At 64.8% G+C, this 24,594-nt stretch carries 17 protein-coding genes and 1 pseudogene; 9 read left to right on the top strand and 9 right to left on the bottom strand.

What is annotated here, in order from left to right; all coding sequences use genetic code 11:
• Window positions 1-102: 102 nt before the first annotated feature.
• The 5 genes from RB623_RS07845 to RB623_RS07825 are packed head-to-tail and all read left to right on the top strand — an operon-like array spanning window position 103 to window position 6,300.
• Window positions 103-750 (top strand): DUF2291 family protein, encoded by a 648-nt coding sequence (locus tag RB623_RS07845; RefSeq protein WP_308056223.1) that lies wholly within the window; start codon window positions 103-105, stop codon window positions 748-750.
• Window positions 747-2,297, top strand: coding sequence for a sugar ABC transporter ATP-binding protein (locus RB623_RS07840; protein ID WP_308056222.1), 1,551 nt, complete (start codon window positions 747-749; stop codon window positions 2,295-2,297). The genes RB623_RS07845 and RB623_RS07840 overlap by 4 nt, the downstream gene beginning before the upstream one ends.
• On the top strand, window positions 2,290-3,354 hold the full coding sequence (locus tag RB623_RS07835; RefSeq protein ID WP_308056221.1) for an ABC transporter permease: 1,065 nt from the start codon (window positions 2,290-2,292) through the stop codon (window positions 3,352-3,354). The genes RB623_RS07840 and RB623_RS07835 overlap by 8 nt, the downstream gene beginning before the upstream one ends.
• Window positions 3,355-3,358: 4 nt before the next feature.
• The gene (locus tag RB623_RS07830) at window positions 3,359-4,393 is read left to right on the top strand and encodes a Gfo/Idh/MocA family oxidoreductase (protein ID WP_308056220.1); all 1,035 of its coding nucleotides are present in this window, start codon (window positions 3,359-3,361) and stop codon (window positions 4,391-4,393) included.
• Window positions 4,390-6,300, top strand: coding sequence for a hypothetical protein (locus tag RB623_RS07825; RefSeq protein ID WP_308056219.1), 1,911 nt, complete (start codon window positions 4,390-4,392; stop codon window positions 6,298-6,300). Before RB623_RS07830 ends, RB623_RS07825 begins: the two co-directional genes overlap by 4 nt.
• A gap of 26 nt (window positions 6,301-6,326) precedes the next feature.
• On the opposite strand, the gene RB623_RS07820 is transcribed toward RB623_RS07825, so the two are convergent.
• Window positions 6,327-7,037, bottom strand: coding sequence for a transcriptional regulator NanR (locus RB623_RS07820; protein ID WP_308056218.1), 711 nt, complete (start codon window positions 7,035-7,037; stop codon window positions 6,327-6,329).
• Between the two features lie 146 nt (window positions 7,038-7,183).
• Between RB623_RS07820 and oiaX the strand changes: the two genes are divergently transcribed.
• On the top strand, window positions 7,184-8,437 hold the full coding sequence (oiaX, locus tag RB623_RS07815; protein ID WP_308056217.1) for a 3-oxo-isoapionate-4-phosphate decarboxylase OiaX: 1,254 nt from the start codon (window positions 7,184-7,186) through the stop codon (window positions 8,435-8,437).
• Between the two features lie 141 nt (window positions 8,438-8,578).
• Window positions 8,579-9,919 carry a four-carbon acid sugar kinase family protein gene (locus tag RB623_RS07810; RefSeq protein WP_308056216.1) on the top strand — a complete coding sequence of 447 codons (1,341 nt, stop codon included), beginning with the start codon at window positions 8,579-8,581 and terminating at the stop codon, window positions 9,917-9,919.
• Window positions 9,920-9,945: 26 nt separating this feature from the next.
• Here RB623_RS07810 and RB623_RS07805 read toward each other — a convergent pair whose 3' ends face one another.
• Window positions 9,946-10,800: a lytic transglycosylase domain-containing protein gene (locus tag RB623_RS07805; RefSeq protein ID WP_308056215.1), complete on the bottom strand. Its 855-nt coding sequence runs from the start codon at window positions 10,798-10,800 to the stop codon at window positions 9,946-9,948.
• Window positions 10,801-10,854: 54 nt separating this feature from the next.
• Window positions 10,855-12,108 (bottom strand): flavodoxin-dependent (E)-4-hydroxy-3-methylbut-2-enyl-diphosphate synthase, encoded by a 1,254-nt coding sequence (ispG, locus tag RB623_RS07800; protein ID WP_308056214.1) that lies wholly within the window; start codon window positions 12,106-12,108, stop codon window positions 10,855-10,857.
• A gap of 797 nt (window positions 12,109-12,905) precedes the next feature.
• Between ispG and RB623_RS07795 the strand changes: the two genes are divergently transcribed.
• Window positions 12,906-13,175 carry a type II toxin-antitoxin system ParD family antitoxin gene (locus tag RB623_RS07795; RefSeq protein WP_308056213.1) on the top strand — a complete coding sequence of 90 codons (270 nt, stop codon included), beginning with the start codon at window positions 12,906-12,908 and terminating at the stop codon, window positions 13,173-13,175.
• Window positions 13,176-13,675: 500 nt separating this feature from the next.
• On the opposite strand, the gene RB623_RS07790 is transcribed toward RB623_RS07795, so the two are convergent.
• From RB623_RS07790 to RB623_RS07770, 5 genes are all read right to left on the bottom strand, one after another.
• The gene (locus tag RB623_RS07790) at window positions 13,676-15,304 is read right to left on the bottom strand and encodes an MFS transporter (RefSeq protein WP_374121654.1); all 1,629 of its coding nucleotides are present in this window, start codon (window positions 15,302-15,304) and stop codon (window positions 13,676-13,678) included.
• 211 nt (window positions 15,305-15,515) lie between these two features.
• Window positions 15,516-18,686 carry an efflux RND transporter permease subunit gene (locus RB623_RS07785; protein ID WP_308056212.1) on the bottom strand — a complete coding sequence of 1,057 codons (3,171 nt, stop codon included), beginning with the start codon at window positions 18,684-18,686 and terminating at the stop codon, window positions 15,516-15,518.
• A 27-nt stretch (window positions 18,687-18,713) separates the two neighbouring features.
• On the bottom strand, window positions 18,714-19,850 hold the full coding sequence (locus RB623_RS07780) for an efflux RND transporter periplasmic adaptor subunit (protein ID WP_308056211.1): 1,137 nt from the start codon (window positions 19,848-19,850) through the stop codon (window positions 18,714-18,716).
• 418 nt (window positions 19,851-20,268) lie between these two features.
• Window positions 20,269-22,545, bottom strand: coding sequence for a xanthine dehydrogenase family protein molybdopterin-binding subunit (locus tag RB623_RS07775; RefSeq protein WP_308056210.1), 2,277 nt, complete (start codon window positions 22,543-22,545; stop codon window positions 20,269-20,271).
• Between the two features lie 2 nt (window positions 22,546-22,547).
• On the bottom strand, window positions 22,548-23,009 hold the full coding sequence (locus RB623_RS07770) for a 2Fe-2S iron-sulfur cluster-binding protein (RefSeq protein ID WP_308056209.1): 462 nt from the start codon (window positions 23,007-23,009) through the stop codon (window positions 22,548-22,550).
• A 75-nt stretch (window positions 23,010-23,084) separates the two neighbouring features.
• Between RB623_RS07770 and RB623_RS07765 the strand changes: the two genes are divergently transcribed.
• Complete coding sequence (locus RB623_RS07765) at window positions 23,085-23,717, top strand: helix-turn-helix domain-containing protein (protein ID WP_308056208.1); 633 nt, start codon at window positions 23,085-23,087, stop codon at window positions 23,715-23,717.
• Between the two features lie 46 nt (window positions 23,718-23,763).
• Here RB623_RS07765 and RB623_RS07760 read toward each other — a convergent pair.
• A pseudogene (locus RB623_RS07760) lies at window positions 23,764-24,471 on the bottom strand (3-hydroxybutyrate dehydrogenase); the annotation flags it as partial.
• Window positions 24,472-24,594 lie beyond the last annotated feature (123 nt).

Below are 24,594 nucleotides of genomic sequence, written 5' to 3'. Positions count from 1 at the left end.
ACCAGAGCCGGCGCCCGGCGCGCCCAGGCAGGCCATAATCCGGAGCGAGGGGCGCGTGCGTTGCCCGTCCCTCGCGTACAATTGCACTAGAAGACCGAGGCGATGTCCAAGCGATTCAGCAGGCCGATCCTTGCGGCGCTCGTGCTTTCCCTGGCCGGCTGCAAGATATTGCCGACGCCGACGGAAGAGGACGCCGCCGCGGCCAAGGCCGGTGCCTTCAATCCCGGCAAGATGGTCGAGGATATCTGGGCGTCGAAGGTGATCCCCTATCTGCAACAGAAGGCGGGTCCGTTCGCCGAAGTGGACGCGCTCGCGAAAAGCGACGCCAAGGCCGCCGGCGAGAAATACGGCAACCCGAAGAAACAGGCGAACTCGCCGTGGACCTATGCCGTGCGCGTCGAGGGCAAGATCGTCGCCTCCAACACGACGTCGCGGGCGGGCTCCATCGACGTCGACGTGAATGGCGACGGCAAGGCGGATATGCGAGCCCAGATCGGTCCGGCCATGCGCGGAACGGCATTGCGGGATGTGCTCGACTTCGTGAACTTCAATGAGTTCGTCAACCAGATCGACTATGCGGAATTCGGCAAGGCGTTCAACACCTTTGCCGACAGGACCGTGTTGTCGAAATTGCCGCGCGAGGCTTTGGATGGAAACGCCGTCAAGCTTCTTGGCGCCTATGTGCCGGCAAGCGGAACCGCCCTGCCGCTGATGGTCCCGGCCGAAGCAGAAATCGGTCCCGCTCGATGAGCAATATTTCGAGTGACGTCATTCTCAGGCTGGAGGATGTTTCAAAGGTCTATGCGGGCACCGTCGCGGTGAAGCATGCGACCTTCGACGTGCGGCGCGGCGCGGTCAACGTGCTTGTCGGCGAGAACGGCGCGGGCAAATCGACCATGATGAAGATGTGCGCCGGCGTCGAGAAGCCGACCAGCGGGCGCATCCTGCTCGACGGTGAGGAAGTCGCCTTCAGCTCGTCTGGCGATGCCGTCGCCAAGGGCATCGGCATGGTGTTCCAGGAACTCAACCTGTTCGGCAACATGTCGGTCGCCGAGAACATCTTCGCGACGCGGGAGATTACCCGGTTCGGCAAGATCGATCATGCCGAACAGCAGCGCCGGGCCGGCGCCTTCCTCGATCGCCTTCAGGCAGGCATCCGGCCGGACATGATGGTCGAAGACCTGATGATCGGCCAGCAGCAACTGGTCGAGATCGCCAAGGCGGTGTCGTTGGACGCCAGGGTGCTGATCATGGACGAGCCCACCTCGGCGCTTTCCGCGGCCGAAGTCGAAATCCTGTTCAAGGTGATCGCCGATCTGAAGGCCCAGGGAGTAGCCATCGTCTACATCTCGCACCGCCTGGAGGAACTCATCCGCATCGGTGACTACATCACCGTGCTGCGAGACGGCCGCATCACTGGCCAGGAGGAGGTGAGAAACGTCGACACGCAATGGATAGTGCGCCAGATGATCGGCTCGGACGCGAAGGATTTCGCCAAGCCGGACGGTCATGAACCGGGCGCGGAGGTCTTTCGGGCCGAGGAGATCTGCCTGCCGCGCGCGACCGGAGGGCTCGCCGTCGACCATGTCTCGCTGACGCTGCGCGCCGGCGAGATTCTTGGCATCTACGGGCTCATGGGCGCGGGGCGCAGCGAACTATTCGATTGCATCATGGGCCGGCATGGCCACGCCACCGGCAAGATCTATCTCGACGGCAAGCAAGTGCACGAGCGTGACACCACGGGGCGCATCCGGCGCGGCCTGGCGCTGATCCCGGAAGACCGCCAGCGCGAGGGCCTTGTGACCATCCTGTCGGTGGCGAGCAATCTCACCATGTCCAGCCTGAAGAAGTTCGCGCGGCTCTTCCACATCGACGGCAAGGCCGAACGCGACGCGGTACTGGGCATGGTGCGCGAGCTTTCGATCAAGGTCGCCAATCCCGACAACGAAGTATCGTCGCTGTCCGGAGGCAACCAGCAGAAGGTGGTGATCGGCAAGGCTCTGCTCACCGGGCCGAAGGTGCTGCTGATGGACGAACCGAGCCGTGGCATCGATGTCGGCGCCAAGGCGGACGTGTTCCGCACGATGCGAAAACTGTCGCGCGAGGGGCTTGGCATCCTGTTTGCCACCTCCGACCTCGACGAGGTGATGGCGTTGTCGGATCGCATCGCGGTGATGAGCAACGGAAAGCTGACCGGCATGTTCGAGCGCGCGGAGGCGACGGAGGCGGCGATCGTGTCCGCATCGGCGATGGGCCATGGGCCGGCCGGGAAAGCAGGGAGGGAAGCCCATGTCTGACGCAGCAGCTCGCGCGGGGGCCGGTGCGCCTGGCAGCGGCTCGATCCTGCTGACGCTGATGAAGGCGCGCACCTTCATCGCACTGATCGCCGTGATCGTGTTCTTCTCGCTCGCCGTTCCGAGTTTTCTGTCAACGGCGAACCTGATCCTGATGTCGAAGCACGTGGCGCTGAACGCCTTCCTCGCCATGGGCATGACCTTCGTCATCATCACCGGCGGCATCGACCTGTCGGTCGGCTCGATCGTCGGGCTTTGCGCGATGGTCGCAGGCTATCTCGTGCTGAACGGCATCGATTTGCAGATCGGCTACACCGTCTATTTCAACGTGCCCGAGATCATCCTGATCACGCTGCTCGTCGGCATCCTCATCGGCGCGATCAACGGGCTGCTGATAACCAAACTCAACGTAGCGCCTTTCATCGCCACGCTCGGCACGCTCTATGTCGCCCGCGGCGCGGCGCTGCTGTCCTCGGACGGCCGTACCTTCCCGAACCTCGTCGGCAATCCCGACCTCGGCAATACGGGCTACGGCTATCTCGGCGCGGGCCGCATCCTTGGCCTGCCGGTGTCGGTGTGGCTGCTGATCGTCGTGGCGCTGGGCGCTGCCTATCTCGCCAAATACACGCCGCTCGGCCGCCACATCTTCGCGGTCGGCGGCAACGAGCGCGCGGCGCGCATCTCCGGCGTGCGCGTCAATATGGTAAAAATGTTCGTCTACATGTTCTCCGGCTTCTGCGCGGGCATCGTCGGGCTGATCATCTCGTCCGAGCTGATGGCCTCGCATCCGGCGACCGGCGAGACTTTCGAGCTCAATGCCATCGCCGCCGCCGTGCTTGGCGGCACGTCGATGTCGGGCGGACGCGGCGCCATCGGCGGCACCATCGTCGGCGCCTTCGTCATCGGCATCCTGTCGGATGGCCTGGTGATGATGGGCGTCTCCTCGTTCTGGCAGATGGTAATCAAGGGCCTTGTGATCATCGTGGCCGTCGTCGTCGACCAGGCGCAACGCAAGCTGCAGCAGCGCGTGACGCTGATGCAGATGGCCAAGGCGGGCTGACGCCGTGGCGGACCTGCGGGGAGGCCTGATCGGCTGCGGGTTTTTCGCGGTCAACCAGATGCACGGCTGGCGCGACGCGAAAGGCGCGAAAATCGTCGCGATCTGCGACCGCGATCCGGAACGGCTCAAAATAGTCGGCGACCAGTTCGGCATCGAGCGGCGCTACGCCGATGCGGCGGAGATGATGGCGAAGGAGGCACTCGACTTCGTCGACATCGCCACGACGGTCGGCAGCCATCGCGCGCTCGTCGAACTTGCATCCTCCCACCGACTGCCGACCATCTGTCAAAAGCCGTTCGCGCCTTCGCTGGAAGATGCGAAAGCCATGGTCGCCGCCTGCGGGAATGCGGGTGTGCCGCTGATGGTGCACGAGAATTTCCGCTGGCAATCGCCAATCCAGACAGTGAAGGCGATCCTGGACTCGGGCGAGATCGGAACCCCCTTCTTCGGCCGCATCTCGTTTCGCTCGGCCTATGACGTGTTTTCCGGCCAGCCCTATCTTGCCGAGGGCGAGCGTTTCATCATCGAGGATCTCGGTATTCACATCCTCGACATTGCCCGCTTCCTGTTCGGCGATGCCACCACGCTGACGGCACGGACGAAACGTGTGAATCCGAGGATCAGGGGCGAAGACGTCGCGACGATCCTGCTCGACCATTTGGGCGGCGTGACCTCCGTCGTCGACTGCAGCTATGCGACAAGGCTCCCGGTGGAGCCTTTTCCCGAGACGTTCGTCGAGATCGACGGCAGCGACGGCACGTTGCGGCTGGGGCAGGGTTATCGGCTGACTGTCACGGGCAAGGAGGGGACGCACGAGCAGGATGTCGCGCCGCCGGTATTGCCTTGGGCGTCGCGGCCCTGGCACAATATCCAGGAGAGCGTCGCCGCCATTCAGCAGCATTGGGTCGACTGCCTGAAGGCAGGCCGTGAAACCTCCACCTCCGGCGCCGACAATCTGAAGACTTTCGCGCTGGTCGAAGCCGCCTATGCTAGCGCCAGACATCGCCAACCCGTGGAACTCGCGGATCTGCTTCGATGACCGACACCTTCATCCTGACAGGCACTCACCAGGTCGAAGAAACCCCGGTCCGTCTGTCCGCCGGTCTGCTGACGGCCGATTTCACCGGCGGCAATTTGCGCTCCATCCGCTATGACAGCATCGAGGTTTTGCGCGCGATCGCCTTCATAGTGCGCGACCAGGACTGGGGCACCTATGCACCCGTAGTGTCGAACCTACGCGTCGAACACGAAGGCGGCACCTTTGCCGTTTCCTATGATGCGCGATGCGTCGCGCCGAACGGCTCGGTGCTCGGTTTCCGGGCGTCGATCACGGCATCGGCCAAAAGCCTTGTCTTCGACGTGACGGCACTGCCCGACGGCGACTTCGAGACGAACCGGTGCGGGTTCTGCATCCTGCATCCCATCGTCGGCCTTGCCGGTGAGCCCGTGACTATAGAGCACATCGACGGCGGCACGGTCGAGACGAAGCTTCCCTATCTGATCGACCCCTGGCAGCCGTTCAAGTCGATGCGGGCGATCACCCACCAGGTGATGCCCGGCCTTCGTGCTGAATGCCGGATGGAGGGCGACAGTTTCGAGATGGAGGACCAGCGCAACTGGTCCGACGCCTCGTACAAGACCTATGTACGGCCGCTCGAACTGCCTTGGCCCTATGTCATGCCCGACGGCCGGGAGAACCGGCAGACGATCACGCTGCGATTCCTGGGCGCGCCGGATGCAGCGGTGAAGCGCAAGGCGAACGACGCCCCGATCCCGCTGGCGCTTGGAAGCGAAGGCCCCAGACTGCCGGAGGTAGGCATTGTCGTCTATCCGTCCGATGTCGCGGAAACCAGCCGCAACATCGATCGGCTGAAGCGGCTCGGACCCCAATCGCTTTTGCTGCATTTCGATCCGATCGCCGGTCATGGCATCGACGATATGCGCGCCTTCGCGTCGCTGGTTGACGCCTATCCGGTGCCCGCCACGCTTGAGATCGTCCTGCCTTGCCGACATGCGCCCGCCGTCGAGCTTGTAGACATCTCGGCCATGGTCGCGGCTGCCGGTCTCAAGCTCGCGGCGGTCGTGGTGTCGCCCGCGGTGGACCGGCAATCGACGCCGCCCGGCAGCAAATGGCCGGACTGTCCTCCCCTGGAGGAGGTCTACGCGGCGGCGCGCAAGGCTTTTCCCGGCGTGCGGCTCGGCGGCGGGATGCTGAGTTACTTCACCGAACTCAACCGCAAGCGCGTGCCCGCCGGGCGGCTCGATTTCATTACTCATTGCACCAATCCGATCGTCCATACGGCCGACGATCTGTCGGTGATGGAATCGCTGGAGGCGCTACCCTTCATCACCGCCTCGACACGCGCCATCTATGGCGACAAACCCTACCGCATCGGCCCTTCGACGATCGCGATGCGGCAGAACCCTTATGGCAGCCGGACCAAGGACAATCCTGACAATATCCGCATCGCCATGGCGGATCGCGACCCCCGGCATAGCGGCTTGTTCGGGGCCGCCTGGGCGGTGGGTTACATGGCGCGCGTGGCCGCCGCGGGGTTGGAGCAGCTTGTGCTGAGTTCGCTCACCGGGCCGTTCGGGCTCGTCGCCGGCGCTGGCGAATCGGTGACCGGTCAGGGTTTGCGGCCGCTCGCCCATATTGTCGGGGCGCTGGCGGCTCGGGCTGGCCTGACGTCAATCGCCGTGGCGACGGACGAACGCCGGCTTGCGGCGGTCGCGGTGAAATCGGCCTCCGGCGGAACCGTCGTGCTCATGGCTAACCTCACGCCACTGGCGCAGGTGGTGGACGTCTCGAGCGTCGCCGGGGCCGGCCAATCCGTCGAAATTCTCGATGCAGAGTCCGTTGCGGCGAGCACAGGCTGGCGCACGGAAAAGGTGGCAGGTGGCACGCTGCCGCTGGCGCCTTACGCGGTCGCCCGAACAGACTGACACCGCGAGCTTTGTCCGAACGTTCCTTAACTCGCGCTTACCACATAGAGGGCGCGGGAACGCTCCAGATGATCGACCATCTCGCGTTCGGCGCCGGCCCTGTCATGCGCGGCGATCCGCTCGATGATCTTCTCGTGCTCGGCCAGGGTGTACTTCTCCTTGCCGGTCCAGATGAGCATGTCGGTATGGTATTCCTTCAGCCAGCCGAGCATCGCTTCGCTGACAGCGGAATAGATCGGATTGCCGGACACCCTGGCGATGCTGATGTGGAAATCCATGTCGGCCTGGATGAAGCCGTCCGCATCGCCCAGTAGAGCGCGTTGCCGGGCAAGGATGGTGCGCAGGGTCTCTACGTCGGCGTCGGTGGCCTTTTCGGCGGCCTCGCGGACCATGCCGCGTTCGAAGAAGATACGCGCCGTCTTCAGATGCTCGAGCGAGTCCTTCGACGAGGAGAGCATGATCTTCGCGGCCCCGTCCACCTGGCGGAGGATCGATTGAGCCGTCAATTGCAGGACCCTGGCACGCTCGCCGTGGGAGATCGCCACCAGGCCCATATTCGCCAGCGCCTGCATCGCCTCGCGGATGGCCGGGCGGCCTACCCCGAACCGCTCCATGAGTTCCCTCTCGGACGGCATCTCGTCGCCGGGCCGGAGGTCTCCGCTGGTAATCAGGCGCTTCAGGCGGACAAAGACTTCGTGGGACAGCTTTCGCCTGACGATCGGTTCAGAATGCTCCATCGGCATCATCCTCGCGCACGATGCGCCTGAGTACCAGTTGTCCATTCCTGATTAACAGGATTCGTTGAAGTCGCCGATTCCCCTTGCGTTACAGGCATGCTCATTATACCAGTTCGGCAGAGAGGGGAAGGACCCGCCGGCGAGAGATGATCGTCCTCACCTACAGAATCGAGACTCCGGGCAGCACCGAAGCCCTCGCGACCAAGATCGCTAGCGATCAGTCGACCGGCACGTTCGTCGACCTGCCCGGCGAGACCCCTGAACTGAAGGCGCGGGTCGCCGCCCGGGTACTGTCCATACGGCCCCTTGAACCATTCGACAGGCCCTCGCTGCCGGGCGCCGAAGGCTTTCGCTTCAATCGCGCCGAAGCCGATATCGGTTTTCCAGTCGACGCGGTTGGCACCGATTTGTCGGCGCTGATGACCATCGCGATCGGAGGCACCTTTTCGATCAAGGAACTGACCGGTATTCGCGTCGTCGACATGAAGCTGCCGGAAGCCTTTCGCGGCGTCCATCCCGGCCCCCAATTCGGTATCGAGGGGAGCCGGGCGCTGACCGGCGTCGACGGGCGCCCAATCATCGGCAGCATCGTCAAGCCGGCGCTTGGCCTGAGACCGCACGAGACCGCCGAAATGGTGGCGGAACTGATCGATGCCGGCGTCGACTTCATCAAGGATGACGAGAAGCTGATGAGCCCGTCCTATTCGCCCTTTGCCCAGCGGGTGAAGGCGATCATGCCGCTGATCCTGGATCGCGAGCAGAAGACCGGCAAGAAAGTCATGTACGCGTTCGGCATATCGCACGCCGATCCCGACGAGATGATGCGCAACCACGACATCGTATTGAAGGCAGGTGGCAATGCCGCCGTCGTCAACATCGCCTCGATCGGCATGGGCGGCATGTCGTTTCTGCGCAAGCGTTCCAGCCTGGTCATCCATGCGCACCGCAACGGCTGGGATATCCTGACCCGCCATCCCGGACTGGGCATGGATTTCAAAGTCTGGCAGCAGTTCTGGCGGCTGCTCGGCGTCGACCAATTCCAGATCAACGGCATAGGCGCCAAATACTGGGAGCCCGATGATTCGTTTGTCGCTTCGTTCGAAGCCGTGACGACGTCGATCTTCGAGCCGCGCGACCGGTCCCTCCCGGTTGTATGCTCCGGCCAGTGGGGCGGGCAAGCGCCCGAAACCTACAGGCGCACGGGTCAGACCCAGGATCTGATGTATCTGTGCGGCGGCGGTATCGTCAGCCATCCTGGCGGACCCGCCGCCGGCGTCCGAGCGGTGCAGCAGGCGTGGCAGGCGACCGTCAAGGGCATCGATCTCCAGACCTATGCCCGCACCCATCCCGAACTCCAGCAGTCGCTGCTGAAATTCGGCGCCAACCCGAACGCTGCATGACCGGCAGGTCCCACAAGAGGGCATGACATGACGATCGCCATCGCGACAGGCAGTGCCGGAAAGCCGCTTGGTTCCAAGCAACCCTCGGCCGGCAATGTGGAGGCCATCGACCGCCGCGCCGCCGGCAAGGCCTGACCGCGCATGCGACCACCGCTGATCAGCTATTACGGCGACGACCTCACCGGCTCGACCGATGTGATGGAAGCCCTGTCGCTGGGCGGCGTGCCGACAGTGCTGTTCCTGCGCGTTCCCAATGCGCCGTTGCTGGCGCGGTTTGCCGACCGCAGGGCGATAGGCCTTGCCGGAACAAGCCGCAGCGAGACGCCGGAGTGGATGGAAGAGAACCTCGCGCCGGCATTCAAATGGCTGCGATCGCTCGGGGCCGCCGTCTGCCACTACAAGGTCTGCTCGACCTTCGATTCCGGCCCGGGCGTCGGCAGCATCGGACGCGCCGTGGAGATCGGCCGGCGTGTTTTTGCACAACGAACGGTTCCTCTGGTCGTCGGAGCGCCGCAGCTCAAGCGCTACACCGCCTTCGGAAATCTGTTCGCCGCCTATCGCGGTACGGTCTACAGGATAGACCGGCATCCGGTGATGAGCCGGCATCCGGTCACGCCAATGTATGAGGCTGACCTTCTGGCGCATCTTTCGCATCAAACGAGTCTGCGTTCGGCCCTGATCGATCTGGCCGCGCTGCGGGCGCCGGACGTGTCCGCCAGGGTCGATGCCGCGGCCGGCGAGGCCGAGATGGTTCTGCTGGACGTCGCCGATACCGAGACGCAGGAACTGGCCGGCCGTGAATTGTGGCGTCGCGCCCGCGAACACGGCGCGTTTGTCATGGGATCGTCGGGCGTCGAATATGCGCTGCTTCCTGAGTGGGAGAAAGAAGGTCTCGCCGCCGGCCCGACCGAATTTCCCCCGCTGGCCAGCGTCGACCAACTTGCCGTGGTTTCTGGAAGCGTCTCGCCCACGACCGAGGCCCAGATCAGATTTGCGCGCAACGCCGGTTTCGAGACGGTTGCCGTGGACCCGATCCACCTCAGTGGCGACGATGCACTCGGCACAATCGAAAACGCTGTCCGCGCCGGCATGGACGCGCTTGGCGCCGGGCGCAGCGTCGTGCTGCATACCGCGCTGGGGCCCGATGGCGACCGGGGCGCCGAGATCGACCAGGATGTGGGCGCGCGGCATCGGCTCGGCTGCGGACTGGGCGACATACTGAAACGGCTGGTCGTGGGCGCCAATCTGCGGCGTGCGGTGATTGCCGGCGGCGACACGTCGAGCCACGCGCTGCGCCAACTTGGGGTCGACGCACTCACCGTTCGCATGCCGCTGCCGCAGACGCCCGGTTCGCCGCTCTGCGTCGCGCATGCCGAGTCGTCGCGGATCGACGGGCTGGAGATCGCCTTGAAGGGCGGCCAGATCGGGCTGGACGACTATTTTCTCAAGATCAGGGACGGGGATCGCCACGCCCCCACCTGAGCATCGTCGAGAAGACATCTCCGCGATCATCGGTTGCGCATCACGATGCAGGAGCCGCCGGCCGAGCGCAAAGTGGCGCAAATCTTGTTCGCCATGGCCCGATCATCGGCGCCGATGCGCACGGCATAGATGCCGCGCCGGCCGCGCGGCGTGCGCACGCGGCTGACCACCGGATCGGGATTTTTCAGGATCTTGCCGAAACGGCCAGCGACACGCTGCCATTGCCTGATCGCGGCGGCGCGGCGGAAATTGCCGGCGACCTGGACGCCCCAGGGTTTTGTCGCAATCGTCGCCATGGCGACGGTCTGGGCATAGATTTTCCGCATGTCGCGGCAGGCTTGGTGGAACGGCCGCTTCGCATCGAGCGGGCGTATGGTGCCGAGATAGGCGCGCTCGGAAAAATTGTCGGCAGGCTCCCCCATGATGTCGAGCACGTATTCGTCGGTCTCCAGCGGCAGAAAACCGCCGGATGCCAGCCAGCGCGTCACCCGCGTCTCGCCGGCATTGTAGGCGGCCGCGGCGAGGCCGAGATTGCCGAAGCCGGTTTTCAACTCCGCGAGGTATTTTGCCGAGGCGGGAAGCGCCTGGGTGACGTCGAAGGAGTCTTTCAGTCCGCGCATCTTCGCGGTCCCCGGCATGAACTGCGCGATGCCTTCCGCGCCGGCGGGGCTGACGGCGTCGGGATCGAAGCGGCTCTCCTTCCAGATCAGCCGTGCGAAGAAATCGCGCGGCAGGCGGTTGGCGCGGGCATGGATGTCGATCAGGTCGCAGATGCGCGCCGTCGTCATGATGCGGGATTTCGGCGGGTCGGCGAGTGCCGTCTCGCTGCTCAGGAAGAGGCCCAACAACAGCGCGAGCGGCGAATGCCGCCAGCGCCTCATAAGGAATGACCGTAGAAGCGACAGCCCGTCATGGACCGCCCGCCTCGGCACATCTCACTCCGCCGCTTCTCTGCCGGACTGGCCGAAGCGCGCCTCGATATAGTCGGCGACCATCTTTTCGAATTCGCTGGCGATGTCGGGGCCGCGCAAGGTCGCCGCCTTGCGGCCGTCGATGAAGACCGGGGCCGACGGCGTCTCTCCGGTGCCGGGCAGCGAGATGCCGATGTCGGCGTGTTTGGATTCGCCGGGGCCGTTGACGATGCAGCCCATCACGGCGACCTTCAGTTCCTCCACGCCCGGATACTTGTCGCGCCACACCGGCATGTTCTTGCGCAAATCCGCCTGGATGTTCTGCGCGAGTTCCTGGAACACCGTCGAGGTGGTGCGGCCGCAGCCGGGGCAGGCGGCGACAACCGGCACGAACTGGCGGAAACCCATGGTCTGCAGCAGCTCCTGCGCGACCTGCACCTCGCGGGTGCGGTCGCCGTTGGGTTCGGGCGTCAGCGAGATGCGGATGGTGTCGCCGATGCCCTGCTGCAAAAGAATGCCCATCGCGGCCGACGAAGCGACGATGCCTTTCGACCCCATGCCGGCCTCGGTCAGGCCGAGATGCAGGGCATGGTCGGATCGGCCGGCAAGCTCGGTATAGACGGCGACCAGATCCTGCACGCGGCTGACCTTTGCCGACAGGATGATTTTTTCACGCGGGAGGCCGATTTCCTCGGCGGCCTCGGCGGACAGCAGCGCCGAGCGCACGATGGCCTCGCGAGTCACTTCGTCGGCGGTCAGCGGCGCACCTTGTCTCTGGTTCTCGTCCATCAGGGCGGTCAGCAGCTCCTGGTCGAGCGAACCCCAGTTGACACCGATGCGCACCGGCTTGTCGTAGCGGATCGCCATCTCGACGATGGCAGCGAACTGCTTGTCCTTCTTGTCCTTGAAGCCGACATTGCCGGGATTGATGCGGTACTTCGCCAGCGCCTCGGCGCAGGCGGGGTGGTCGGCCAGCAGCCTGTGGCCGATATAATGGAAATCGCCGACCAGCGGCACGTTGATGCCAAGGCGGTCGAGCCGCTCGCGGATGCCGGGGACGGCCGCGGCGCTCTCGTCGCGGTCGACGGTGATGCGCACGATCTCCGACCCGGCCTTGGCGAGTGCCGCGACCTGCGCCACCGTGCCGTCGACATCGGCCGTGTCGGTGTTGGTCATCGACTGCACGACCACCGGCGCGTCGCCGCCCACCATGACGCCGCCGACATTCACGCCGACGGAATGCCTCCGCGGCAAGGGAGAGGATTGGTATCCGGTCATGGCCGGCTGGCCTCGTCGTCGGTGAAATCCGCCCATGAGGTGGAGGATGCTGCAATGCTTGTCAATGGTGACCATGCCGCTCGACGCGGACGTGCATTCGACGCGTCCAAGGTCCGATCGCAAATGCCGCCGCACAAGTCCTTGACCGCTTTCGATCTCCGATCGCTTGGGTGCCGGACTGCACGCAGCCTTCCTGGTCGCCACGCTGCGGAAATCCGCCCTGGCCATTGAGTGGAAAATCTCCCTTTCGGGAGGTGGGAAGCGGGGCGCAGGGCCGAGCCTCTCAAAGTTAAAAAACGTGGCGCGAACCTTGCGCCCCGCCGGCGTTCTTGCCCGACCGCTGATACCGCTCACTCGTTCCGGAGCGTGTCGTCGCGGTCTGGGGCCCGGGTCTCAAGGCTCTTGCCAAGCCGCGCACCGTTACGCGGCCACCCCGGCGCCGTCGCTCTCCCCTGATACCCGGTGCGCACCAGGTTTCCCGCGAGAGCGATGGCGAGGATTATGGGGCAGCACGAGCTGGCGGGGATGAAACCGGCAAAAAAATTGTCCGGTCGAATTGTCATGCAATGCGGTGAGGCAACCTAAGTGATGGAAACGGTTGACGTTTCCGACTGCGCGGAGTTGTTGGAAAACATAATTTCTTGCAGAAGGGATGAAAATCGTCCCCGTAGGACGGAACTGTGGTACGGCGCGCGCCATCGCGGTCGGCGGCAATGCTCTGCCGTCCGGAACTGGGGCGCGGTTTGCGTCCGCGCGAAAAGGTAGTAAGATTTGCTACCTTTCGCGAGAGCAAAATCATGCCGAACGTTGAAAAGATGAGCGTCGCGCTCACGACCCAGCAAGTGTCCGCGTTGAAGGCAGCCGTCGACTCCGGCGAATACGCCACCACAAGCGAGGCGGTGCGCGAGGCCGTCAGGGATTGGCAAGCCAAACGCGACCTGCGGCTGGAAGACGTTCGCCGCCTGCCGGAAATGTGGGACGAGGGTAAGGCGAGCGGCACGGCCAAGTCTCTCGATTTCGATACGCTTCGCCAGGAGGCGCGGAAACGGCTCGCGGACAAGCGGTAGTGTCCGTGGATGTCGTCTGGTCGCCGCGGACTCTCACGAGGCAGGGCACCGCTTCATCGACGGTTTGGACGTCCTTCGACCTTGCCGGTTGTGTTAAGAAAATACGCATCTACAAAGCGGTTTTTGCCGAAACAGGATATTTGCATCGGCTTTGGTTCCTTCGCTTCCGAGGCATGGATTCCCGACACTCTCCGCTTCGCTTCGCTCGCTCACGAGGTCGGGAATGACGACAGTTATGGTCTGCCTCGGCTAATCTCCAACGTTCATGACTAGCTGAAGCGGCCGGTGATTGTCGTCATTCCCGACCTCGTGAGCGAGCGAAGCGAAGCGGAGAGTGTCGGGAATCCATGCCTCGGAAGCGAAGGAACCAAAGCCGGTGCAGAACGGCTCTCGGCGAACAAAAGATCATGCCAAGATCAGCCGGTCCAAGGGCGGAATAACATTCGACAAGCCGGTATCGGCGCTGAGCAGATCGACGCTAGAATCCGTGAATGGCATCCCTATCCTATATCCACCGGCGGCTTGATCTGCAGGCCGGGCTCTGTCCAGTCGGTGGGGCGCACGACCATGCGATGCACCTTCGGCGGCTCCGCGCCGCTGTGCAGCGCGCGGATGCGGTCGTCGACGCCGGCGTCGGCCTGGGTGCGGCGCTGGTTGTGGCGCAGATAGTCGTGCCAGGTCGGAACGTGGTAGGATTCGATCCACTGATCGGGTTTTTGGGTGTCGCGCAGCAATTCCCATTGCCGCGCGCCGTCGCGGCGGCGGATACGTTCGCGCTCGTGCATGGCCTCCAGGAAGGCGCGCGTATCCTGCTCGCGGATGACGTATTCGATCAGGATCGCCACAGGGCCGCTGCGGCCGCGCAGGTCGAGCGCGACGTTCGGTGTCTGCCAGCGGTTCAGCGGGTCGAGATTGTCGGAGGTCTTTTCCGGCAGCGCCAGCTTCAGGCCGATCGCCGCGCCGACCAGCATCAATGCGGCGGCTGCGAGCAGGGCGACATCGGTGCCCCGTTCCTCCGCCACCAGTCCCCAGACCCAGGCGCCCAGCGCCATGCCCCCAAAAGTCGCGGTCTGGTAAAGCGAAAGCGCCCGGCCGAGCACCCAGCGCGGTGTCGACAACTGCACCGTGACGTTGAACATCGACAACGCAAACACCCAGCTCGCGCCGCCGATGGCGACGCCGATGCCGGTGATCCAGGCGGTCGGGCTGAGCGCGATGATGGTGGCGCAGGCGGCGAAGGCGATGAAGGCGGCGCGGGCTATCGCCTCGTTCGACCAGTTTTCGCGCATGCGGCCGCCGAGGAACGCGCCGCCGATGGCGCCGATACCGTAGCAGCCGAGCAGCAGGCCGTAGAGCAGCGGCCCGCCGCCCGGCAGGTCGCGCGCCACCAGCGGCAGCATCGCCAGCGCCACGATGGCGCTGAAGCCAAAGACGAAACCGCGCAGCATCACTTTTTCGATGTGCGGAGACATGGCGACGTAGCGCAGCCCGGCCGTCATCGCCGGGCCGATCGTCTCCGGCGGCAGGCTGTTGGGAACGACGTCGCGCTTCCAGCGGGCGATGACGAAGATCAGCGGCAGATAGCTCAGCACGTTGACGGCGAAGGCGGCGGCCGCCCCGGCTGTTGCGACGATGATGCCGCCGATCGCCGGCCCGACGCTGCGGGTCAGGTTGAAGTTGACGCTGTTCAGAATGACCGCGGAGGAGAGCAGCGAACGCGGCACCATGTCGCCGACCGAGGCCTGCCAGGACGGGTTGTTGAGCGCGGTGCCGCAGCCGATCAGGAAGGTGAAGACCAGCAGAAGCCACGGATTGAGCATGTCCAGATAGGCGAAGACCGCGAGCAGGATCGACACCGCCAACATCAGAAGCTGGGCGGCCAGCATGACCCTGCGCCGGTCGAAATTGTCGGCGATGGCGCCGGCGGCCAGCGAGAAGATCATGATCGGCAGCGTGGTCGACGCCTGCACCAGCGCCACCATGTCGTCGGAGGTGGAGATGGAGGTCATCAGCCAGGCGGCGCCGACGGACTGGATCAGGCCGCCGAGATTGGACGCAAGGCTGGCGAACCATATCGCCCGGAAGACGGGATGCCCCATGGGAGCCAGGGGCGATATGCGGTCGGTCACCGGCGCCTTCCTCCTTCGCGGCCGCCCTGCTTTACCGTGACTTCATATCGTCACAAGGCGCCGGCGAGAACCGTCGAGAAGCCGATTTTGTCGCGCTGGGCCAATGCCTTGGCCGGCGACCGGACAGATCGGATGCGAATTGGCTTGACGGGATCGGCCTCGAAAGCCGGCGCTGCCCTGGAGGGCGACGCCGGCGGGCTTGTCGACAAGGCTATTCGGCTGCCTTGCGAAACGGCTCGGGAGCTTCGACCGACTTTGCCGCTGCCGCCGCATTTCGCTCCTTGGTGGTGGTGATAGGCTTCAGGCTGCGCAAGAACGCATAGACCTTGCTGTTCTTGCTGCGGGTGAACACCATCAGCATGGACGGTGTCACGATCAGCGTCAGCACGGTGGCGAAGGACAGGCCGAAGACGATTGCCGACGACAGCGCGATCCACCATTGCGTCGACGGCGCGTTGATCGTCGTCTCCTGGTGGAAGATTTCCAGCCCGAGGCCGAAAGCTATCGGCAGCACGCCGAGAATGGCCGAAGCCGCCGTGAGAACGACGGGGCGCGCGCGTTCGCGGCAGGTCTGGAGAACCGCTTCTTCCTTCTCCCAGCCTTCCTCGCGCAGCCGGTCGTAGGTGTCGATGAGCACGATGTTGTTGTTGACCACGACGCCGGCGAGCGCGATGAAGCCGATGCCGGACATGACGATGACAAAAGTCTGGCCGGTCAAGAGCATGCCGAGCAGGGCTCCGACGATCGCCATCACCACGCAGGTCAGCACCAGCACGACACTGGTGAACTTGTTGAACTGCGCGAGCAGCACGATGAAGATCAAGAACATCGCCGCGCCGAAGGCATTAATGAGGAACGCGCCGGCCTCGGCGCTGTCCTCGTTGGAGCCGGCCAGTTTCCAGTCGATGCCAGGTTGAGCCATGTCGCCGACCACCTTGCTGACGGCGGCCTGCACTTCCGCTACCTGGAAACCCGTGGCCACATTGGCCTGGATGGTGATGGTGCGCTTGCCATCGATGCGGTTGAGCACGCCGACGGTGGGTTCGGGCTTGCGGGTGACGAAGTTGGAGATCGGCACGGAGCCTTGCGCCGTCTCGATGCGCAGGTCGTCGAGCGCCGACAATGTGCGGCGGTCCTCGGGCAGGCGCAGCCTTATATCGACGGCGTCGTCGGCGCCCGGCGGCCGGTAGTCGGTCAGCTTCAGGCCGGTGGTGACAAGCTGTACCACCGTGCCGACCGCCACCGGCGAGACGCCGTACTGCGCCGCCTTGGCGCGGTCGATCTCAAGCGCCCAGTCGACGCCGGGCGGCGGCAGGCCGTCGGACAGGTCGATGACGCCGGGCACATTCGCGACCGCTGCGGCGACCTGTTTGGCGTAGTCGTTCAAGCCGGTCGGGTCGGTCGCCGAGAGCTGCACCTGGATCGCCTTGCCGGTCGGCGGACCGGCGTCCGGCACGCGCACCTCGACATCGACGCCGGGAATGCCGGCCATGGCGACGCGCAGTTCGTCGAGGATATGGTGCGCCGACTTGCGCTCGCGCCAGTCGATGAACTCGTAGTTGATGACGCCGACCACGTCCTCGGGAATGTCCTCGCCGCCGCGGGTCTTGCCGACCTTGGTGAGCACCGACTTGATGCCCGGCCAGCCGAGCATGCGCTCCTCGGCGACGCGGGTCGCCGCGTCCATCTCCTCGAGCGAGAGGTTGCCGCGCGCATGCACGTAGAGCAGGCCGTAGTCGGGCTCCACCTGCGGGAAGAACTCGACGCCGTTGCCGTATTTGACATAGGCGAACATGCCGCCGCCGAGCAGCAGGACGGTCAGGACGAGCGCGGTGATCGGCCAGCGCACGGCGGTCCTGACCACCGCCATGTAGGCGCCGTCGCGGTTTTCGTGTTCGCCATGCAGCGGCGCCTTGCCGATGATGGCGCCGATCGCCGGCGCGAAGAGCAGCGCATAGGCCATCGACGCGGCCAGCGTGACGATCAGCGTGATCGGCAGGTATTTCATGAAGTCGCCGACGATGCCCGGCCAAAACAGCAGCGGCGAGAAGGCGGCGATGCGGGTCAGCGTCGCGGCGATCACCGGACCGGCCATGCGCTTGGCCGCCTCCTCGAAGGCCTGCGCCTTCGGCATGCCCTCCGACATGCGGCGCTCGGCATATTCAGTGACGATGATGGCGTCGTCGACGAGCATGCCGACCGCCAGGATCAGGCTGAACAGCACGATCATGTTGATCGTGTAGCCCATCAGCGCGAGCAGCAGGATGCCCATGAGGAACGATGACGGGATGGCAAGCCCGATCAGCATCGAGGCGCGGCCGGAGAGCGCGTAGAGGATGACAATGAAGACCAGGATGACCGCGATCAGCACATGGTTCTGCAGGTCGTTGAGCAACTGGTTGACGAAGATCGACTTGTCCTGGGTGTAGGTCACCTTGAGGTCGGGCAGCGTCTGCTTGCTCTGGGCGGCGAATTCCTCGGCGACCTTCTTCGAGCCCTCGATGGTCTCGACCACATTGGCGCCGATGCGCTTCTTCACCGCGATGGTGATGGCGCTCTTGCCGTCGATGCGGGCGATGGTCTCGGCATCCTCGAAGGTGGAGCGCACGGTGGCGAGGTCGCGCACCCGCACCACGGCGTCCTGGCCGGCGACGACCGGTAGGTTGGCGACATCCTCCGGCGTCTCGATCAGCGCCGGCACCTTGACGGCGTATTTGCCCTCCGAGCCCTCGATCGCGCCGGCGGCGACGAGGCTGTTGGAGGCGCCCATGCCCTGGATCAACTGGTCGAGCTGCAACCCGTAGGAGGAGAGGCGCACCGGGTCGATGATGGCTTCGACGAGCTCGTCGCGCGAACCCTGGATTTCGCCTTCCAGAACGCCCGGCACTTCCTCGATGCGGTCGCGCAAGGTTTTTGCCGCCGCGGTCAGCAAGCGTTCGGGGATGTCGCCGGACAGCGTGACGAACACCACGGGGAATTCGGAGAGGTTGACCTCGTTGACGGTCGGCTCCTCGACGCCCGCCGGCAGGTCGCGCTTGGCGTCCTGCACCTTGTTGCGGGTGTCGATGAGGGCGTCGCCGAGGTCGACCGAAGGATCGAACTCGACGATGACGTTGGCGCCGCCCTGGAAGGCGTTGGATTTCATCTCCTTGAGCCCCTTGAGGCTCTTCAGTTGCGACTCAACCGGCCGCAGCAGCAGGCGCTCGGCGTCCTCCGGCGAGATGCCCTGGTAGACCAGGCTGACATACATGATCGGGATGGCGACGTCCGGCTCGGCCTCCTTCGGCACCGCCCGATAGGCCAAGGCGCCGGCGATCACCAGGAAGATGAGAACCGATAGAGTCAGGCGCGCGTTGCGTATGGCAAGGCCGACGATGTCCATAGCTTCTCGTCTTTCGCCTCGTTGACGTTAATTGGTGCCGGCGGCGTCGCCGACCAGCTTCTTGATCGTCGCTTCGTCGGCCGGAACGGCCTTGACCTGGACGCCCTCGGCGACGAGGTCCTGGCCGGCGACGATGACCCGGGCCTCGGCGGGAATGCCGCCGAGAACCAGCCCCTTGGGCGTGTCGTCGACGATGTCGATCGGGAAGAACACTACCTTGTCTTGCGCATCGACGGCGCGGATGCCGATGTCGCCGGCGTCGGAGAGCGTCACAACCGAGCGCGGCAGCACCACCGCGTCCGTCGGCTCTGCGCGCAATACGATCTCGGCGGTCATGCCGGCGGGCAGGCTCTTGTCCTCGTTGGGGATCGCCACCTCGATGCGGAAGGTGCGGGTGGCGGACGTGGCATCGCGGCTGATGTAGCGCAGCGTGCCCTCGACGCTCGTTCCATCGACCAGCCGAATGTCCGCCTTGCCGCCGAGCCGTATGTATTTCAGGTCGCGCTCGCTGACCTCGCCGATGGCGAGCAGCGGGTCGAGATTGATCAGCGTCGCCACCTCCGAGCCCGCCAGAATGGCGCTGCCGCGCTGCACGGGCAGGCGGTCGATGACGCCGTTGAAGGGGGCGTAGATCTCATGCTGGGCAAGCTCCGCCTTGGCGCTTTCCAACTGCGCCTGGGCCGTGGCGAGCGCGGCGCGCGCCTGGTCGACCTGGAGCTTCGGCGCACTGCCGCCCTTCGCCAGTTTCTCGGAGGCGTCGAATTCCGCCTGGCGCTGCGTGACAGTGCTTTCGGCCATGCGGATCTGGGCCTCCTTGTCCGAAGCTTCCAGCCGCAGGATCAGGTCGCCGCGCTCGACGCGCTGGCCCTGCTTGATCGGCAGGCGCTCGATGACACCCATGACGCGGGTGGCGAGCGTGACGCGCTTTTCGGCGTCGGTCCTGCCGGAAATGCGGATGGCGCGCGCATGCTGGACGCGAGGCGGGGCAAGCACAGCGACAGTGCGCAGCGGCGCGGCCGGCTTGTCGGCTTGCTCAGCGGCTTTCGCCGCCTCGGCGTCCTGTGCCGCGCTGCCGACCGACGAGAACTTGCCTGTACCCATCCATGCCGCGAATCCGACGAGCACAATGACAGCGGCAAGCTTGTGGAACCTGAACTTAGCCATGATCGCTTCCGTTTGCCGAACGAACCGGACCTTTGCAGCACCGCATATGGGTACGCACAGCCGCACTTGCACGCCCGGTCGACAAGCCACCGGGAAGCCGCCGGACACGTACAACATCTGGTTCTCACCCAAAAGTGAGAATTTTTTATCAACCGATCAAAACAAACCGGCGGAATTGAGCCTTGCGGCCTCGAGGTGCCGAGAAAGCCTGCTTTCGCGGCAAGGTTGCATAATGGCAGCAGGCGTCAGCAATATTGTCGCATAGCTCAGAGCCCGTCTCGAAACACGTGAGGGCGGGCTGCAAATGCGATTTTCTGCGCTTCCGGTGCTCACGTACCTGCACGTACGCTGCGCTCGTCGCTTCGCGACCCCGAAATCCGCATTTGCAGCCCGCCCTCACGTGTTTCGAGACAGGCTCTCAGGCGAACGTCACCTCCTTGCCGAGCGGCAGGGAACGGAGGCGCTTTCCGGTGAGCGCGAACACCGCGTTGGCCAGCGCCGGGGCGGCCGGCGGCGTGCCGATTTCGCCGACGCCGCCCATCTTGTGAAAATTCTCCAGGATCGCGACTTCAAATACGGGGCACTGGCCGATGCGCATGGCGTCGAAATCATGGAAATTCGATTGCTCGACCGCGCCGTCGGCAAAGGTGATCTCCTGGCCCATCGCCGCCGACAGGCCGTAGATCGCGCCGGATATCAGTTGCGCCTCGATGATGCCGGGATCGAGTGCGGTGCCGACATCGGCGGCAATCCAGACTTTTTCGATGCGGATGCCGGCAGGCATTTGGGCGACCTGCACGACCTCGCCGACCCAACTGCCGAAAGACAGGGTGAAGGCGATACCCTTCGCTTTGCCGGCCGGCAGGCGCTCACCCCACTTGGCCATCGCCGCAACCTTCTCGACGACTTTCACGGCGGCGGGATAGCCGGCCATCAGCCGCTTGCGCAGCGCGACCGGATCGGTTTTGCCGGCGACCGCGATCTCGTCCAGAAAACCTTCATGGAAAAAGCCGTTGATCGAACTGCCGACAGAGCGCCAGGAGCCGACCGGCACCGTGACAGGGGCGGCAATGCCGGTCACCCGATAATCCGGGATCGTGTAGGGCTGGTTGTAGGCGCCGTCGACGATGGTCCTGTCCGGCCCGAGCGGCGACATGGACGGGAACAGCCGCCGCAAGGTGCTGGCCATGACCGAGGGCGAGGAGATCTTCATGTCGAGTGCGACGGGCGCGCCGTCGTCGCCGAGCCGCGCCTGGAATCGTCCCGCCGCGGCCGGCCGGTAAGCGTCGTGGCGCATGTCCTGCTCGCGCGTCCACACGACCTTGACCGGACGGCCACCAGTCTCCCTCGCCATCAGCGCGGCGCAGAGCGAAAAGTCGACCTCGACGCGCCGGCCGAAACCGCCACCGAGCGATGGCGTGTGCACATTGACCTTGTGCTGGTCGATGCCGAGCGCCGTGGCGCAGAGACTGCGGGTGATGGTCGGCGCCTGGTTGCCGGCCCACAGGTCGAGCACGCCGTCGCTGAACCGCGCCGTGGCGTTCATCGGCTCCATGGCGGCATGGGCGAGATAGGGCACGAAATAGTCCGCCTCGACGATTCTTTCGCGCGGCGCGTCGGCGAAGGCGATATCGACATCGCCGTCGTCGCGCATCGCCGAGCCGTCCGGCGAGGCAAGGCCGTCGGTCAGCACCTTGGCAATCCCTGCGCTGTCCGGCGGATATTCGGGCGCGTCCCACTCGGCCTCGATGGCCTCGGCGGCCCTGAAAGCCGCCCAGGTGTTTTCGGCGATGACGCCAAAACCGTGCCCGTAGTTCGTGGCGAGCGGCACGATCCTTATCACGCCGGGCATCTTCTCGGCCTTGGATAGATCGGCCTTGATTGGCGCCGCCCAGAAACGCGGACTGAGTATTACCGTGCCGAACAACATGTCCGGTAGCATGACGTCCATGCCGAAGACCGGTGCGCCCGTGACCTTGGCCAGCATGTCGACACGCTTCTGCGGCTTGCCGAGCAGTGTCCATGCCGACTTTTCCTTGAGCGGCGGATCGGCGGGCGGCGAAAGCTTCGCCGCGTCCAGAGCCACCTCGCCATAGGTCAGCGAGCGGCCCGATGCCTCGTGCACGACGCTGCCGGCGGCTGTCTTCAGCTCGCCGGCCGGCACCTTCAGTCGCGCGGCGGCCGCCTCGACCAGCATCAGTCGGGCGGCGGCGCCCGCCTGCCGCAATTTTATGAAACCGTCGCGGGTCGAGGCGGAACCGCCGGTGCCTTGCAGGCCGAAGACCTTGGCGACGCCGCCCATGACGGAGCGCATGACCTCGGCGGTCACGCTCTCGTCGTAGAAGGCAAAAGGCCCGCCCTCCTCGATCATCGCCGAATTGTAGTAGGCCCAGGAGGCGGGACCGTGCTCGACCTTCAGGCCTTCCAGCGGCACGTCGAGTTCCTCCGCCACCAGCGCGGCGAGCGTCGTCGAGATGCCCTGACCCATCTCGGCGCGCGGCGCGATCACGGTGATCGTGTTGTCGCCGGCGATCTTGACGTAGGGGTTGAAGGTGGCCTCGCCCTCGGCAAGGTCGCCTTCCAGCGGATTTTCATAGGGGGTGCTGACATACCAGTAGCCGAAGACCGCCCCGCCGGCGACGGCGGCGGCGCCGAACAGGAAGGCGCGGCGGGTGATTTTTCCGAGGCTGGCCATGGTCAGATCCCCGCCGTCTTGAGTGCTGCCGCCTTCTTGATGGCGGTACGGATCTTCGGATAGGTGCCGCAGCGGCAGAGGTTGCCGCTCATCGCCGCGTCTATGTCCTCGTCGGTCGGGTCGGCGACCTGGTCGAGCAGGGCGACGGCGCTCATGATCTGGCCGGCCTGGCAGTAGCCGCATTGCGCCACCTGCTCCTCCAGCCAGGCCTGCTGCACCGGATGCAGCTTGCCTTCCCGCGCCAAGCCCTCGATGGTCAGCACCTCGCCGTCGACCTGCCCGAGCGGCAGCGAGCAGGAGCGCACCGGCGACCCGCCGACATGCACCGTGCAGGCGCCGCACATGGCGATTCCGCAGCCGAATTTCGGGCCGGTCTTGCCGGCGATGTCGCGCAGCGCCCACAGCAGCGGCATTTCCGGATCGGCGTTGATTTCCGTGGGTTTTCCATCGACGATCAGGCGCATGGATTGGCAATCCTTCTGCCAGCGGGTAGGAAGGCGGACTTGACTTGTTGTAACAATCTGACAAAATCCGTCAAAATGTCAAGTAGCCTTCGCCAAGCCGAAAATCCGACCCCGCCCGATGCAACGGCGGAGGACGGCAAGCGTTCCCGCATACTGCGGGCGGCGATGAAGGTTTTCCTCGCCTACGGCTATTCGCGCGTCACCATGGACGACATCGCCAAGGCGGCCGAGATGTCGCGCCCTGCGCTCTACCTGCTGTTTCGCAACAAGGCGGACATCTACCGCGCCATTGCCGCCAGCCTGGTCGACGAATCCTTCGGCAAGGCGCGCGCCGCGCTGGCCACGGAGGGAACGTTTTCGGAGCGGATGAACGCGGCGATCGATTCCTGCATGATCTCGATCTTTTCCGAGATAGCGGCCTCGCCGCACGGCGCCGACATCCTTGACGCCAAGAGCAAACTTGCCGCCGATCTCCTGCTCTCGTGGAAGCGCGACCTCGGCGGCATCATGCGCGACGCCATCACGGTTGAGGCGCAGCGTAGCGGCGTCGACCTCGCCGCCGGCGAGCTTTCGCCAGAAATGCTGGCGCAGTTCCTGCTCGACGGCATCGAGGGCATGAAATCGCGCCTGACCGACCCCGCCCAGCAGCGCAAGGCGGTGCGCGGACTGGTCAAGATCGTCGAACGGACCTTGCAGCCGGTCGGTTGAGAGAACGGCAAGATGGCAGGGTTGCCTGTTCCAACGGGCGAAAAAATCATGCCGCCGTCCAACCGCCGTCGACCGAAACATGCGTCCCGTTGATCTGCGCGGCCTCGGGCGAGCACAGGAACGCGGCGGTGGCGGCGATCTGTTCGACGGTGACGAATTCCTTGGTCGGCTGCTTGTCGAGCATGACCTCGCGGATGACAGTCTCGCGGTCCATGTTGTGCGCCTTCATCTGGTCGGGGATCTGCGCCTCGACCAGCGGGGTCAGCACATAGCCGGGGCAGATGGCGTTGCAGGTGATGCCATCGCGGGCGACTTCCAGCGCGATCGTCTTGGTCAGGCCCATGATGCCGTGCTTGGCCGAGACATACGCCGACTTGAACGGCGAGGCGACGAGGCCGTGGGCGGAGGCGATGTTGACGATGCGGCCGCCGCCTGCCTTCTTCATGATCGGAATGGCTGCCGCGGAGGTATGGAAGGCCGACGACAGGTTGATGGCGATGATCTGGTCCCATTTGGCGATCGGGAACTCCTCGACCGGCGCGACATGCTGGACGCCGGCATTGTTGACCAGCATGTCGACCGTGCCGAAGACCTCGGCGGCTTTGGCGACCAGCGCCCGGCATTGGTTGGGTTTCGCCATGTCGGCCTGCACATAGATCGCCTTGACGCCGAACTCTTTCTCGATTCCGGTCGCGAAGGCGTGGTCCTCAGCCGTGTCGCTGAAGGAGTTAAGCACGACGTTGCAACCGTCGGCACACTACACGACAGTGATTAGGCGAGAGGCCGAGAATCAGTTGGAATGAAGGATTCGTCTCGCCAAAGAAGGATCCTTCGATGTCGCTGTCTCCCGACGCTCTCGCCTTGACGTTATCGCGGC

Source organism: Mesorhizobium sp. LHD-90, assembly GCF_030929505.1.
Taxonomy (GTDB): Bacteria; Pseudomonadota; Alphaproteobacteria; order Rhizobiales; family Rhizobiaceae; genus Kumtagia.
The sequence above is the reverse complement of the archived record's forward strand: the minus strand, read 5'-3'. Positions and strand labels throughout refer to the sequence as shown.

Bases quoted from the DNA above. Each gene is read 5' to 3' on its own strand.
- RB623_RS07845 (WP_308056223.1), top strand. From the start codon at position 103: ATGTCCAAGCGATTCAGCAGGCCGATCCTTGCGGCGCTCGTGCTTTCC.
- RB623_RS07840 (WP_308056222.1), top strand. From the start codon at position 747: ATGAGCAATATTTCGAGTGACGTCATTCTCAGGCTGGAGGATGTTTCA.
- RB623_RS07835 (WP_308056221.1), top strand. From the start codon at position 2,290: ATGTCTGACGCAGCAGCTCGCGCGGGGGCCGGTGCGCCTGGCAGCGGC.
- RB623_RS07825 (WP_308056219.1), top strand. From the start codon at position 4,390: ATGACCGACACCTTCATCCTGACAGGCACTCACCAGGTCGAAGAAACC.
- RB623_RS07820 (WP_308056218.1), bottom strand. From the start codon at position 7,037: ATGGAGCATTCTGAACCGATCGTCAGGCGAAAGCTGTCCCACGAAGTC.
- oiaX (WP_308056217.1), top strand. From the start codon at position 7,184: ATGATCGTCCTCACCTACAGAATCGAGACTCCGGGCAGCACCGAAGCC.
- RB623_RS07810 (WP_308056216.1), top strand. From the start codon at position 8,579: ATGCGACCACCGCTGATCAGCTATTACGGCGACGACCTCACCGGCTCG.
- RB623_RS07805 (WP_308056215.1), bottom strand. From the start codon at position 10,800: ATGAGGCGCTGGCGGCATTCGCCGCTCGCGCTGTTGTTGGGCCTCTTC.
- ispG (WP_308056214.1), bottom strand. From the start codon at position 12,108: ATGACCGGATACCAATCCTCTCCCTTGCCGCGGAGGCATTCCGTCGGC.
- RB623_RS07795 (WP_308056213.1), top strand. From the start codon at position 12,906: ATGCCGAACGTTGAAAAGATGAGCGTCGCGCTCACGACCCAGCAAGTG.
- RB623_RS07785 (WP_308056212.1), bottom strand. From the start codon at position 18,686: ATGGACATCGTCGGCCTTGCCATACGCAACGCGCGCCTGACTCTATCG.
- RB623_RS07780 (WP_308056211.1), bottom strand. From the start codon at position 19,850: ATGGCTAAGTTCAGGTTCCACAAGCTTGCCGCTGTCATTGTGCTCGTC.
- RB623_RS07775 (WP_308056210.1), bottom strand. From the start codon at position 22,545: ATGGCCAGCCTCGGAAAAATCACCCGCCGCGCCTTCCTGTTCGGCGCC.
- RB623_RS07770 (WP_308056209.1), bottom strand. From the start codon at position 23,009: ATGCGCCTGATCGTCGATGGAAAACCCACGGAAATCAACGCCGATCCG.
- RB623_RS07765 (WP_308056208.1), top strand. From the start codon at position 23,085: ATGTCAAGTAGCCTTCGCCAAGCCGAAAATCCGACCCCGCCCGATGCA.